The organism is Pseudonocardia halophobica (assembly GCF_050948485.1).
Taxonomy (GTDB): domain Bacteria; phylum Actinomycetota; class Actinomycetes; order Mycobacteriales; family Pseudonocardiaceae; genus Pseudonocardia; species Pseudonocardia halophobica.
Genome location: NZ_CP192046.1, coordinates 2,236,538 through 2,249,189 on the forward strand (window position 1 = coordinate 2,236,538; position 12,652 = coordinate 2,249,189).

The 12,652-nt window shown below is 76.5% G+C and carries 12 protein-coding genes; 8 read left to right on the top strand and 4 right to left on the bottom strand.

Going from position 1 to position 12,652, the window contains the following annotated elements; all coding sequences use genetic code 11:
- Window positions 1-794: 794 nt before the first annotated feature.
- The 3 genes from ACQP04_RS10705 to ACQP04_RS10715 all read left to right on the top strand — a co-directional run bounded on the left by ACQP04_RS10705 (window position 795) and on the right by ACQP04_RS10715 (window position 3,349).
- On the top strand, window positions 795-1,250 hold the full coding sequence (locus tag ACQP04_RS10705; protein ID WP_433506898.1) for a hypothetical protein: 456 nt from the start codon (window positions 795-797) through the stop codon (window positions 1,248-1,250).
- Window positions 1,251-1,319: 69 nt separating this feature from the next.
- Complete coding sequence (hemW, locus tag ACQP04_RS10710; protein ID WP_433506899.1) at window positions 1,320-2,552, top strand: radical SAM family heme chaperone HemW; 1,233 nt, start codon at window positions 1,320-1,322, stop codon at window positions 2,550-2,552.
- On the top strand, window positions 2,549-3,349 hold the full coding sequence (locus ACQP04_RS10715; RefSeq protein WP_433506900.1) for an esterase/lipase family protein: 801 nt from the start codon (window positions 2,549-2,551) through the stop codon (window positions 3,347-3,349). Before hemW ends, ACQP04_RS10715 begins: the two co-directional genes overlap by 4 nt.
- 7 nt (window positions 3,350-3,356) lie before the next feature.
- On the opposite strand, the gene ACQP04_RS10720 is transcribed toward ACQP04_RS10715, so the two are convergent.
- The 4 genes from ACQP04_RS10720 to ACQP04_RS10735 are packed head-to-tail and all read right to left on the bottom strand — an operon-like array spanning window position 3,357 to window position 6,832.
- Window positions 3,357-4,187, bottom strand: coding sequence for an ABC transporter permease (locus ACQP04_RS10720; RefSeq protein WP_433506901.1), 831 nt, complete (start codon window positions 4,185-4,187; stop codon window positions 3,357-3,359).
- A complete protein-coding gene (locus ACQP04_RS10725; RefSeq protein WP_433506902.1) occupies window positions 4,184-5,143 on the bottom strand; it encodes an ABC transporter ATP-binding protein in 960 nt (319 codons plus the stop codon). The genes ACQP04_RS10720 and ACQP04_RS10725 overlap by 4 nt, the downstream gene beginning before the upstream one ends.
- Window positions 5,140-6,237 (bottom strand): hypothetical protein, encoded by a 1,098-nt coding sequence (locus tag ACQP04_RS10730; protein ID WP_433506903.1) that lies wholly within the window; start codon window positions 6,235-6,237, stop codon window positions 5,140-5,142. Before ACQP04_RS10730 ends, ACQP04_RS10725 begins: the two co-directional genes overlap by 4 nt.
- A gap of 40 nt (window positions 6,238-6,277) precedes the next feature.
- Window positions 6,278-6,832 (bottom strand): hypothetical protein, encoded by a 555-nt coding sequence (locus tag ACQP04_RS10735; RefSeq protein WP_433506904.1) that lies wholly within the window; start codon window positions 6,830-6,832, stop codon window positions 6,278-6,280.
- A gap of 198 nt (window positions 6,833-7,030) precedes the next feature.
- Here ACQP04_RS10735 and hrcA point away from each other — a divergent pair, with 198 nt between their 5' ends.
- From hrcA to ACQP04_RS10760, 5 genes are all read left to right on the top strand, one after another.
- Window positions 7,031-8,050 (top strand): heat-inducible transcriptional repressor HrcA, encoded by a 1,020-nt coding sequence (hrcA, locus tag ACQP04_RS10740; RefSeq protein WP_037043492.1) that lies wholly within the window; start codon window positions 7,031-7,033, stop codon window positions 8,048-8,050.
- Window positions 8,051-8,112: 62 nt separating this feature from the next.
- Window positions 8,113-9,273, top strand: a complete 1,161-nt coding sequence (dnaJ, locus tag ACQP04_RS10745) for a molecular chaperone DnaJ (RefSeq protein ID WP_433508344.1) — start codon at window positions 8,113-8,115, stop codon at window positions 9,271-9,273.
- Window positions 9,274-9,278: 5 nt separating this feature from the next.
- On the top strand, window positions 9,279-10,043 hold the full coding sequence (locus ACQP04_RS10750) for a 16S rRNA (uracil(1498)-N(3))-methyltransferase (RefSeq protein ID WP_433506905.1): 765 nt from the start codon (window positions 9,279-9,281) through the stop codon (window positions 10,041-10,043).
- A gap of 171 nt (window positions 10,044-10,214) precedes the next feature.
- Window positions 10,215-10,988 (top strand): cyclase family protein, encoded by a 774-nt coding sequence (locus ACQP04_RS10755; RefSeq protein ID WP_433506906.1) that lies wholly within the window; start codon window positions 10,215-10,217, stop codon window positions 10,986-10,988.
- Complete coding sequence (locus ACQP04_RS10760; protein ID WP_433506907.1) at window positions 10,985-12,607, top strand: thiamine pyrophosphate-binding protein; 1,623 nt, start codon at window positions 10,985-10,987, stop codon at window positions 12,605-12,607. Before ACQP04_RS10755 ends, ACQP04_RS10760 begins: the two co-directional genes overlap by 4 nt.
- Window positions 12,608-12,652 lie beyond the last annotated feature (45 nt).

Genomic DNA, 12,652 nt, shown 5'->3' on the forward strand with positions numbered 1-12,652 from the left:
GCCCGCCCGCCACGCGCCCGCCGGGAAGATCGGCGGCGGCCGAACGGCGGAGACGATCTCTCAGGGTTCCGGTTCGGGGTCGCGCGCGGGCGCCCGCGGCGGAATGATCCACGGGGTTCGGGACACCCGGGAACGGGCACCCGGGCGCGGGCGGAAGGAGGGCCATGGCTCCGCGGCACGGACGGGCGCGCGGGCGAATCCCCGCGGCGGACCTGCTGCGCGGGGACCGCCGGCCCACGCGACCGGGACGACGCGGGCTGCTGGCGGCGCTCGCGGCCGTCGGGGTGCTCGGGATCGGTGGCGCGGCGACCTGGGCCGCGGTCACCGCGGACGGAGGCTCCGAGCAGCCGGAGGTGGCGCTGCCGACCATGTCGTCCGCTCCTGCGCCCGGAGGTTCCGCGACGGACGTGCCCGGGTCGGGTGGGACGGGGTCGACGAGCCCTGGGTCGGGTGGGTCGGACGGGTCCGGGTCAGCGGGTTCCGGGTCGGCGGGTTCTGGCCCGGCGGGTTTTGGCCTGGCGGGTTCTGGCTCGGCGGGTTCTGGCTCGGGTGGGTCCGGCGGCGCGGGAGGTTCCGGCAGCTCGGGCGGCTCGGGCGGCTCGGGCGGCTCGGGCGGCGGTGGGGGCGCGTCCTCCGGTCCGGCGGGTGGTGGAGCGGGCTCGACCGGACCGGGTGGCGGGTCCGGCGCCCCTGCTCCGGGTGCTCCCGCTCCTGCGGCTCCTGCTCCCGCCGCCCCTGCTCCAGTCGGACCGGCGATCACACCGCCCCCGGCCGTCGCCGCACCCCCTCCGGCTGTGATCACTCCGCCGCCGGGTGTCGTCGCCCCGGCTCCGGAACCCACGAACCCGGGCTCCCGCCACGTCGTCCCCGACCCGTCGGAGGACCCGGACGACGACCTCGCCTCGGACCGCGCCGAACGCCGCGCGAATGAGGCGGAGCGCCGAGCCGACGACGCGGAGCGCCGCGCCGAGCAGGCCGCCGACGAGGCCGAGCGCCGCGCGGAGCTGGCGGCGGAGGACGCCGAGCGCCGGGCCGGGCTCCGCATTGACCAGGAGGAACGCCGCGCCGACCAGGAGGATCGGCCGGCCGAGCTGCCGACCGTCGAGGAGGACCAGGCGGCCGACCTCACCGACCCGCAGGAGTCCTGGGGCACCAGGTGGTGGGACGGCACCGATCGGGATCGGACCGTCGGCGGCCGGCACCGCGCCGACGAGGACGCGGGCTCGGCCGACGCCGGCAGCAGGCGCTGACGATCGTCGTCGGATCGGGAACGCTCCCCGCGCTGACCGCGGATCCCGCTCCACTCCCGGTGATCATGGATGGCTGACCGTGACGAACGACCCCGCCGCGGGCGTCGGCACCGCACCGCGAGTCCGTACCGTGGAGTCGTGAGCAGGACGCCGTTCGGGATCTACGTGCACGTGCCCTTCTGCGCGTCGCGCTGCGGCTACTGCGACTTCAACACCTACACCGCCTCCGAGCTCGCGGGCTCCGGCTCCTCGCCCGACGGCTGGCTCGAGGCCGTCCGCCGCGAGCTCGCGCTGACCCGCCGGACCGTCGGCGACCGGGCCGTCGACACGGTGTTCGTGGGCGGGGGCACGCCGTCCCTGATCGGCGCCGCCCGCCTCGGCACCGTGCTCGACGCGATCCGCGACGAGTTCGGCCTCGCCCCGGGCGCCGAGGTCACCACCGAGTCGAACCCGGAGTCGACGTCCCCGGAGTTCTTCGCCGGGCTCGTCGGGGCCGGGTTCACCCGCGTCTCGCTCGGCATGCAGTCCGCCGCGCCGCACGTCCTGCGCGTGCTGGAGCGCCGGCACACGCCGGGCCGGGCCGTCGAGGCCGCCCGCGAGGCCGCGGCCGCCGGGATCGCCCACGTCAACCTCGACCTGATCTACGCGACGCCCGGCGAGACCACGGACGACCTCCGCGCGTCGGTCGAGGCGGTGCTCGCGGCGGGCGTCGACCACGTGTCGGCGTACTCGTTGATCGTCGAGGACGGCACGGCGCTGGCCCGCCGGGTCGCGCGCGGGGAGCTGCCCGCGCCGGACGACGACGTCGCCGCCGAGCGGTACGAGCTCATCGACGACCTCCTCACCGCCGCCGGCCTGCGCTGGTACGAGGTGTCCAACTGGGCCCGCACGCCCGAGGCGGAATGCCGGCACAACCTCGGCTACTGGCTCGACGGCGACTGGTGGGGCGTCGGTCCCGGCGCCCATTCGCACCTCGCGGGCCGGCGCTGGTGGAACGTCAAGCACCCCGCGCGCTACGCCGCGGCCGTCGCGGACGGCTCACCGGAGGCGGACCACGAGGTGCTGACGGCCGCGGACCGGCACACCGAGCGCGTGATGCTGCGGCTCCGCCTCGCCGAGGGCCTGGACCTCGCGCTGCTCGACGACCCCGCCCGCCGCGAGGCCGGACGCGCCGCCGCGGACGGCCTGCTCGACGCCGCCGCCCTCGACCGCGGCCGGGCGGTCCTCACCCGTCCCGGCCGCCTGCTCGCCGACCGCGTGGTGCAGGACCTGCTGCTTGCGAGCGAGAGCACCCCGGCGTGAGCCCTCGGCGCCGGGTGCTGGTCGCGGTCCTGACCGCGCTCGTGCTGGTGGTGGCGGTGGTCGTCGGGGTGCGGGTGGCGAGCTCGTCCCGGCCGCCGGTCGGCACCGAGGCCCGCCCCGCCCAGGACCGCCCCGGCCCGGTGCTGCTCGTCCCCGGCTACGGCGGCGGCCGCGACTCCCTGCTCCGGCTCGCGGCGCAGATCGAGGCGACGGGCCGCGACGCCCGGGTGCTCACCCTCGTCGGCGACGGCACCGGTGACCTCTCCGCGCAGGTCCGGGTGCTCGACGACGCCGTCACGGCCGCCCTGGCCGCCGGCGCCCCGTCGGTCGACGTCGTCGGCTACAGCGCCGGCGGCGTGGTCGCCGGCCTGTGGGTCGCCCGGGACGACGGCGCCGCCAAGGCCCGCCGCATCGTCACCCTGGGCTCACCGCTGAACGGCACGTCGCTCGCCGCGCTCGCCGTCGCCCGGGCCCCCGACGCCTGCCCCACCGCCTGCCGCCAGCTCGCCCCCGGGTCCGCGGAGCTCACGGAGCTGGCGCGGGCCCGGGTCGGCAGCGCCCTGCCCTGGCTCTCGGTCTGGACCGGGAACGACGAGACCTCCACCCCGCCCGACACCGCGAACCTCCCCGGCGCGGTCAACGTGCCGGTGCAGCAGGTGTGCCCGGGCGCGCGCGTCACGCACTCGGGCCTGCCGACCGACGCGACCGCGACCGGCCTGGTCCTGCGGGGGATCGCGCCCCGGCCCATCGACCTCACCGGCGCCGGCTGCGGCATCGCCGCCGCGCCGGGCCACTGAGGCGATCTCAGGTCGTCACGTCCTTGGTGCTGAAGTTGGCCCAGGCGGCACCGAAGGCGATGACGACGTACCCCAGCTGCACCAGCACCCCCTCCCGCAGGTTGGTCCAGAGGATCGGGTCGCGGTAGAGGTCGATCCACGCCAGCCAGTGCGAGGTCGGCAGGTAGGGCTCGATCGCCGCGGCCGCGTCGAGCGGCTGCAGCGCCGCGCTCGCCACGACGAAGGCCAGTACCCCCAGCGTGGCGGCGAGCGGCGAGTCCGTGAGCGTCGAGAAGAACAGCCCGACCGCGCCGAGCGCGAGCATGCACAGGGCCAGGTAGCCGACGGTCGCGGCGGTCCGGCCCACCACGTGGAGCGGGGTCAGCTCGACGCCCGACAGCGACGGGATCGCGCCCGCCCCGCCGACCGAGGCGTCGGGCCCGAAGCCGAAGGCCAGGACGCCGACGACGTACGACACGAGGGTCACGAACAGCACGGCGAGCAGCACGAACGCGGCCACGGAGATCAGTTTCGCCAGCAGCAGCCGCACCCGTCCGACCGGCCGCACGAGCAGGTACCGCAGGGTCCCCGCCGACGCCTCGCCCGCCACGGTGTCGCCCGCGACGATCGCCACCGTGATCGGCAGGAAGATCGGGATGACGAGCGCGAGCGCCGCCGCCGGGAAGATCTGGCCGTTGCTCACCACGGCCGACAGGAACGCACCGCCGCGGCCGGGCGGCGGGGCGAGCCGGGTGGTCGCGAGCAGGATCGCGACGAGCGTCGGCAGCGCGCAGAGCAGCACCCAGCACAGCCACACCCGGCGCCGGCGCAGCATCAGTCGCAGCTCGACCCCGATCACCGCGGTCCCCCCGCTCCCCGGGGCCGCCCCGGCACCACGGCCTCGCGCGGCGTCCGGTCCACCCGGTCGTTCCCCGTCCCGGTCAGCTCCAGCACCACCTGCTCCAGCGTCCGCCGCTCCTCGGTCAGGCCGGTCACCCGCACGCCGCCGGAGACCAGCCGGGCGTTGAGCGTGGCGGGCTCCACCCCGCGGACCGTCAGCGTGTCCCCGCGCCGGTCGACGACCTGCCCGTCGAGCAGCCCGACGACGGCGTCGGGCTCGGGGGTGCGCACCAGCACCCGCCCGGTGGGTGTGCGCAGGGCGCCCAGCTCCGACGAGAGCGCCAGGCGGCCCCTGTCCATCACGCCGACGTGCGTGCACAGCGCTTCGACCTCGGTGAGCAGGTGCGAGGAGAGCACGACCGTGGTCCCGGCCGCGTTCAGCGAGGTCAGCAGCGCACGCATCTCCTGGATTCCGCGGGGGTCGAGGCCGTTGGTGGGCTCGTCGAGCAGCAGCAGCTCGGGTTCGCGGAGCAGGGCGGCGGCGATGCCCAGGCGCTGGCGCATGCCGAGCGAGTAGGCCTTCACCGGGCGCCGGTCGACGCCGCCGAGCCCGACCTGCTCCAGCACCGCGTCGACCCGCCGCCGGCGGTGGCGCGCCCGGCCCGGCCCCGCGGCGTCGAGCAGCCGGAGGTTGGCCCGCCCGGACAGGTGGTCCCACGCGGCCGGGCCCTCCACGAGCGCGCCGACCCGCGGCAGCACGGTGCGGGCCCGCCGCGGCATCGGCTCGCCCAGCACCTCGATCGAGCCCGAGGTCGCGTGGACCAGCCCGAGCAGCATCCGGACCAGCGTGGTCTTGCCGGAGCCGTTGGGGCCCAGCAGCCCGAACCGGACGCCGGCCGGGACCTGCAGGGACACCCCGTCGACCGCGGTGACCCGGCCGAACCGCTTGGTGAGCCCGCTCGTCGCGACGATCACGCGCGCCGCCCCGGCAGCTCGCGCACGGCCTGCTCCAGCACCTCGGGCGCGACGGTCCCGGCGAGCAGCACCCCGCCGCGCCGGATCCCGCCGCGCGCGACGACCGACAGCAGCGGCGTGCTGAGCCGCGCCGCCCGCCCGACGGGGACGTCGACGGTGACGCCGCCGGCCGAGGCGGCGCCGTCGATCACCCGGTCGGCGATTCCGCGCGAGGCCGGGACCAGCACGAACCCGGCGACGCCCGCGCCGTAGACCCCGACGCCGGGCAGCCCGGACCCCAGCGGGACCCGCTCGCGGCCGGCCAGGCGCGCGGGCGGCTCGGCGGCGTCGAGCTGGCGGAGGGCCCCGGCGAGGTCGGCGGCCTCGGCGGTGACCGACCCGGCGCCGGGCGGCACGGCCGGGGTGAGGGTGCGGTCGTCGGGGGTGGTCAGTGCGACCTCCAGGAACTCGGTGAACAGCAGGGGACGGTCGTCGGACCGCGCGGCCACCTCGACGCGCAGCGGGAGGCCCGACGCCGGGTCGCACCAGACGTCGATCCGCCCGACGGTGGTGTCCGGGTCGGCGGGCGTGACCCGGAACCCGGCCGCGGACCACCCCGCGACCCGGCGCGGGTCCAGCGACGTGACGGGATCGGCCCGGGTGAGCCCGACGAGCCGGCGGGCCAGCTCCGACGGGACGAGGTCGGCGGCCCGGGGGAGCCGGACCGGGGTCTCGCCGGTGACCGTCGTGAGCTGGTTCGCGCCGAAGTCCCAGAGGTACTCCCGGCCGTCCCGGCGGTAGGTGTCCCGCTCGCCGGCCGGGGTCAGCTCGTCGACCCGCCAGCGGTCCGGGCCCGCCACGTACGCCCGCAGCTGCGTGACGCCGGTGAACAGCGCCGTGACCCGTTCCAGCGCCGGGATCTCGGGCAGCCCGAGCCGTCCGGTGCTCTCGGCGTACCCGACGTGCGGCGGGGTCCCGCCCAGCACCCGGCCGCGCAGGGCCTCGGCGGGCTCGTCCGACCCGCTCGCCGGCAGCGTGACCGCGGCCGCGCCGGCGACCGCCGCGGTGCCGGCGGCGACCAGCACCCAGCGTCGCGTCACCCGGGCAGCAGTCATCCCTCTCCAGACTGCCAGCCGCGGGTGAAACCCGCGTACGTCAGACCCTCAGGTAGCTCCGGCCGCGGGGGCTGAGCCGGTACCCCACCTCCAGGCTCTCCGTGAGCCCCAGCTCCTCGAGCTTGCGGACGTCCCGCTTGAACGGCGCGGTCTCCCGCCCGAGGCGCGCCGCAAGGTCGGGGGCCCGGACGCCGGGGTTCTCCGCGATCAGGGCGAGGGTCTCCGTGGTCCACGGGTGGTCCCGGTCGAAGCGGGCCAGGCGGGCGTCGAGCTCGGCGCGCTCCTCCGGAGTCACGTCCGCCGAGCGCAGGGCGATCCGCGGGTCCGGCCCGTCGAGGTGCAGCGCGACCCGCCAGACGGGGCCGGAGCCGCGGGCGAGCATCGTGCGCAGGTCGTCGAGGGCCTGGCCGGCGGCCGCGGCGTCGCCGGCGGTCAGCGCGTGCGGCTCGACCTCGTCGACGGCCGTCACCGCGACCACGCCGACCGCGGTCCGCAGGCGCGTCCCCGGCCTGACCCGCGGCCGCTCCCAGCGGCGGAAGGCGCAGGTGATCTCGCCGGCGGCGATGCCGTCGAGCGTGGGGCGGCGGAGCAGCACGGCGACCCCCTCGTCGGTGACGGTCGTGAGCGCCGACTGCCGTTCTAGGGGCAGTTGCCGCTCACGGGAAGGGTTGAGCGGGGGAGACGCAGAATCCTGAGCCGGGTCACACCTCGCGTCCGGGCGGCGGGGGGTCGCTTCCGCATAGACTGGACGAACGTCCGGTGACGTGTGCGGGTCAGCAGGGAGGTGTGTGCGGTGAACGCCGACGAACGCCGCTTCGCGGTCCTCCAGGCGATCGTGGCGGACTACGTGTCGACCCAGGAGCCCGTGGGTTCCAAGGCGATCGTGGAGCGTCACAACCTCGGGGTCTCCAGTGCCACGGTGCGCAACGACATGGCCGCGCTGGAGGAGGACGGGCTCATCGCCCAGCCGCACACCAGCGCGGGTCGCATCCCGACGGACAAGGGCTACCGGCTGTTCGTCGACCGGCTGGCGCAGGTCAAGCCGCTGTCGGCCGCCGAGCGCAAGGCCGTGCAGACCTTCCTCGAGGGCGCGCTCGACCTGGACGACGTGCTCCGCCGCAGCGTCCGGCTGCTCGCCCAGCTGACCCGGCAGGTCGCCGTCGTCCAGTACCCGACGCTGACCCGCTCCACGGTGCGGCACCTCGAGGTCGTCCAGCTCACGCCCGCGCGGCTGATGCTGGTGCTGATCACCGACTCCGGCCGGGTGGACCAGCGGATGGTCGACCTCGGCCAGGTCGTCACCGAGGAGGACGCCTCCCGGCTGCGCGCCCTGCTCAACCAGGCGCTGGCCGGGCGGCGGCTGGCCGACGCGTCGGCGCGGGTGGCCGAGCTGCCGCACTCCGCGCCGAAGGAGCTGCGCGACGTGGTGCTCACGGTGTCGACGGTGCTGATCGAGACGCTGGTGGAGCACCCCGAGGAGCGGCTGGTGCTGGGCGGCACCGCGAACCTCACGCGCAACTCCGCGGACTTCCCGGGGTCGCTGCGGCAGGTCCTCGAGGCGCTCGAGGAGCAGGTCGTGGTGCTGAAGCTGCTGGCCGCGGCGCAGGACCCGGGCCTGGTCACGGTGCGCATCGGCGAGGAGAACGAGTCGGCCGACCTGCACACGGCCTCGGTCGTGTCGATCGGCTACGGGCCGGGCACGGTCGTGGGCGGAATGGGCGTCGTCGGACCGACCCGGATGGACTATCCGGGCACGATGGCGGCGGTGCACGCCGTCGCCCGGTACGTGGGTGAGATCCTGGCGGGGCGCTAGGAGTCGTGGGACTCCCACCGAGCTGAGCTGTCGAGCACAGAAGGATCATGGGGACTTCGAGGGTGGCACGGGACTACTACGGCATCCTGGGCGTGGAGCCCGGCGCGGATGCCGCCGAACTGAAGCGGGCCTACCGCAAACTGGCCCGGGAGCTGCACCCGGACGTCAACCCGGAACCGGGGGCGCAGGAGCGCTTCCGCGAGGTCAGCACGGCCTACGAGGTCCTGACGGACCCGGAGAAGCGGCGGATCGTCGACCTGGGCGGCGACCCGCTGGACAACGGCCGCGTCGGGGCCGGCGCGGGCGGGGGCGACCCGTTCAGCGCCTTCGGCTTCGGCGACATCATGGACGCGTTCTTCGGCGGTGCCGCGGGCGGCCGATCGCGCGGGCCGCGCAGCCGGGTGCAACCCGGGGCCGATGCGCTCATCCGCATGCAGCTCACGCTGGAGGAGTGCGCCACGGGCGTGCAGCGCGAGCTGACCGTCGACACCGCGGTGCTCTGCTCGGAGTGCGGCGGCGACGGCTGCGCGCCGGGCACCCGCCCGCACACCTGCGACACCTGCGGCGGCCGCGGCGAGGTGCAGAGCGTCCAGCGCTCGTTCCTCGGCCAGGTCGTCACCTCCCGCCCCTGCCCGACGTGCCGGGGCCTCGGCGAGGTCATCCCGGAGCCGTGCCGGCAGTGCGCGGGCGACGGGCGGGTGCGCTCGCGGCGCAGCGTCGGCGTCCGGATCCCGGCCGGCGTGGCCGACGGGATGCGCGTGCGGCTGGCCGGCCAGGGCGAGGTCGGCGCGGGCGGCGGCCCGGCCGGTGACCTGTACGTCGAGGTCGAGGAGATCCCGCACGAGGTCTTCCAGCGCGACGGCGCCGACCTGCACGTCCGGCTGCCGCTGCCGATGACCGCGGCCGCGCTCGGGGCCACGCTCCCGCTGCCGATGCTCGACGGCTCCACCGAGGACCTGCACGTCGAGCCGGGCACGCAGGGCGGCACGCTCCGCACGCTGCGCGGGAAGGGCATGCCGCGGCTGCGCTCCACCGGCCGGGTCGACGGCCACGGCGACCTGGTCGTGCACATCGACGTCACCGTCCCCACCAAGCTCGACAAGGAGCAGACCGAGCTGCTGCGCCAGCTCGCGAAGCTGCGCGGCGAGGAGCAGCCGGACCTGGCCGTCGGCGCCCGCAACGGGCACGGCCTGTTCGCCCGGCTCCGCGACTCCTTCCGGTAGCCGGCGTGAGCACCGCCCCGCTGTTCCTGGTCGGGGAGCTGCCGGCGGCCGGGACCGTCGTGCTCGACGGGCCGGAGGGCCGGCACGCCGCCGCGGTCAAGCGGATCCGGGTCGGCGAGGTCGTGCAGCTCGGCGACGGCCGCGGCGCCGTCGCCCGGGCGCACGCGGTCGCCGTCGCCAAGGACTCGGTCGAGTTCGCGCTCGACGAGGTGGTGCACCATCCTGCGCCCGCGCCGCGGGTCGTGCTCGCACAGGCGCTGGTGAAGGGCGACCGCGGCGAGCTGGCCGTCGAGCTGGCCACCGAGGCGGGCGTCGACGCGATCCTGCCGTGGCGGGCGGCGCGCTGCGTCGCGCGCTGGGAGCAGGGCCCGCGCGGCGAAAAGGCGCTGGCCCGCTGGCGCTCGACCGTCCGCGAGGCCGCCAAGCAGGCCCGCCGGCCGTGGATCCCCGAGGTGGGCGAGCCCGTCACCACCGCCGACCTGGTCGCGCGCGGCGGTCCGGCCCTCGTGCTGCACGAGAGCGCCGAGGCCGGGCTCTCCGTCGCCGACCTGCCGGCGGACGGCGAGGTGCTGCTCGTCGTCGGGCCGGAGGGCGGGGTCTCGGACGAGGAGCTCGCCGCGCTCACCGCAGCCGGTGCCCGATCGGTCCGGCTGGGGCCGGAGGTGCTGCGCGCGTCGACCGCCGCGGCCGTCGCGCTGGGGGCGATCGGCGTGCTGACCGGACGCTGGCGTGACCGGGACCACGTGGCGCACCCCGCACCGACTGCGTGACCCCGCAACGAACTGGTCTAGTCTCGTGGCGGCTCACCCACCCCCCTGGTGAGCACCCGGTCCCGCAGCCCGTTCACGGCGCCGCGGGAGCCGCCGGCTCGGCGGCCGCGCCGCGACGATCCTCCCCCCGGTCGTCGCGGCGCGCCTCGGGCAGGCCGTAGGTTCCGGCCCATGGGTGTCCTGCAGGAGCTGCTCTCCGCCTTGTCGTCCCGCCGCGTCGAGGTCGTCGACCTCACCGCCCCGTTGCACTCCGGCACGCCGATCCTGCAGCTGCCGCCGCCGTTCGCGAACACGATCCCGTTCTCGCTGTCGGAGATCAGCCGGTACGACGAGCGCGGCCCGGCCTGGTACTGGAACGACATCCACACCGGCGAGCACAGCGGCACCCATTTCGACGCCCCGGTGCACTGGGTGACCGGCCGGGACGGCGAGGACGTCTCCCAGGTGCCCGCCGCGCGGCTGCTCGCCCCGGCCGCCGTGCTGGACTTCTCGGCCGAGTCCGCTGCCGACCCGGACTTCCTGCTCGAGATCGACCACGTCAAGACCTGGGAGGCCGAGCACGGCCCGCTGCCCGAGGGCGGCTGGCTGCTCTACCGCACCGGCTGGGACGCCCGCTCCGCCGACGCCGAGGCCTTCCTCAACGCCGACGAGAAGGGCCCGCACACCCCCGGCGTCTCGGTCGAGTGCGCGAACTGGCTGGCGGAGGAGGCGCCGATCATCGGGTTCGGCACCGAGACCGTCGGGACGGACGCCGGCGCCGCGCACTCCTTCGACCCGCCCTTCCCGTGCCACTCGTTCCTGCTCGGCGCGGGCAAGTACGGGCTCACCCAGCTGCAGAACCTCGCGACGCTCCCGCCGACCGGGGCCGTGCTGCTCACCTCGCCGCTGCCGATCGTCGGCGGCTCCGGATCGCCGGCGCGGGTGCTGGCACTGGTCGAGAAGTGATCGTCTCCGAGCTCGTCGGGCGCACCCTCGCGGAGCTGGGCGTCGGGCACGCGTTCGGGGTCGTCGGGAGCGGGAACTTCCACGTCACGAACGCGCTGCGGCAGGCCGGGGTCCCGTTCACCGCGACCCGGCACGAGGGCGGCGCGGCGACCATGGCGGACGCGTTCGCCCGTGTGTCCGGGCGTCCGGCGGTGCTGAGCGTCCACCAGGGCTGCGGCCTCACCAACGGCCTGACCGGCGTCACGGAGGCCGCGAAGAGCCGCACCCCGCTGATCGTCCTCGCCGCCGACACCGCCGGCTCCGCCGTGCGCTCCAACTTCCGGATCGACCAGGACGCGCTGGTCACGGCCGTCGGGGCGGTCGCCGAGCGGGTGCACTCGCCGGGGACCGCGCTCGCCGACACCGTCCGCGCGTACCGGACCGCGGTCGAGCAGCGCCGCACGGTGGTGCTCAACCTGCCGCTCGACGTCCAGGCCGCCCCGGCCGAGCCCGCCCCGCTGCCCGCGCTCCCGCCCGTCGCCCCGCCGCGGGCGTCCGCCGAGGGGATCGCGGCCCTGACCGCCCTGCTCGACGGCGCGGAGCGGCCGGTCTTCGTCGCCGGCCGCGGCGCCCGCGGGGCCCGGAAGGAGCTGCGCGCGCTGGCCGAGGAGTCGGGTGCCCTGCTCGCGACCTCGGCGGTCGCCTCGGGGCTGTTCCACGACGACCCGTGGTCGCTCGGCATCTCCGGCGGGTTCGCCTCGCCGCTGACCGCCGAGCTGATCAGCGGCGCCGACCTCGTCGTCGCGTGGGGGTGCGCGCTGACGATGTGGACCACCCGGCACGGCCGGCTGATCGGCGAGGGGGCGCGGGTGGCCCAGGTCGACCTGGACGTGGACGCGCTCGGCGCCCACCGGCCCGTCGACCTCGGGGTGGTGGGGGACGTGGCCGCCACGGCCGCGGACCTGCTCGGCGCCGTCGTGCGCCGCACGGGTTACCGCACGCCGGAGGTCCGGTCCGCGATCGCGGACCGCGGGCGCCTGCGGGACGTCCCGTACACCGACCTCACCGGGCCCGAGGGCATCGACCCGCGCGCCCTCACCGTCGCGCTCGACGACCTGCTCCCGGCCGAGCGCGTGGTCGCCGTCGACTCCGGCAACTTCATGGGCTATCCGGCGGCCTACCTGCAGGTTCCCGACGAGTTCGGGTTCTGCTTCACCCAGGGCTTCCAGTCGGTCGGGCTCGGCCTGGCCACGGCGGTCGGCGCGGCGCTGGCCCGCCCGGACCGGCTCGCCGTCGCCGCGCTCGGCGATGGCGGGGCGCTCATGGGCGCCGCCGAGCTCGACACGGTCGCCCGACTCGGCATCCCGATGGTGATCGTGGTCTACGACGACCGGGCCTACGGCGCCGAGGTGCACCACTTCACCGGGGCCGACCACGCCACGGTGCGGTTCCCGGAGACCGACATCGCGGCGGTCGGGCGGGGCTACGGGCTCGACGCGGTGACGGTCCGGACCCCGGAGGACCTCAAGGGCGTCGAGGACTGGCTGGCCGGGCCGCGGAGCCGGGCAGTGCTGGTCGACGCGAAGATCGCGTCCGACGGCGGGTCCTGGTGGCTGCAGGAGGCGTTCCGCGGGCACTAGGGGTGCCGGGGGCGCCCGGCCGCTCGGGGTGAGCCCCGCGACGGC

Bases quoted from the DNA above. Each gene is read 5' to 3' on its own strand.
- hemW (WP_433506899.1), top strand. From the start codon at position 1,320: ATGGCTGACCGTGACGAACGACCCCGCCGCGGGCGTCGGCACCGCACC.
- ACQP04_RS10730 (WP_433506903.1), bottom strand. From the start codon at position 6,237: ATGACTGCTGCCCGGGTGACGCGACGCTGGGTGCTGGTCGCCGCCGGC.
- ACQP04_RS10755 (WP_433506906.1), top strand. From the start codon at position 10,215: ATGGGTGTCCTGCAGGAGCTGCTCTCCGCCTTGTCGTCCCGCCGCGTC.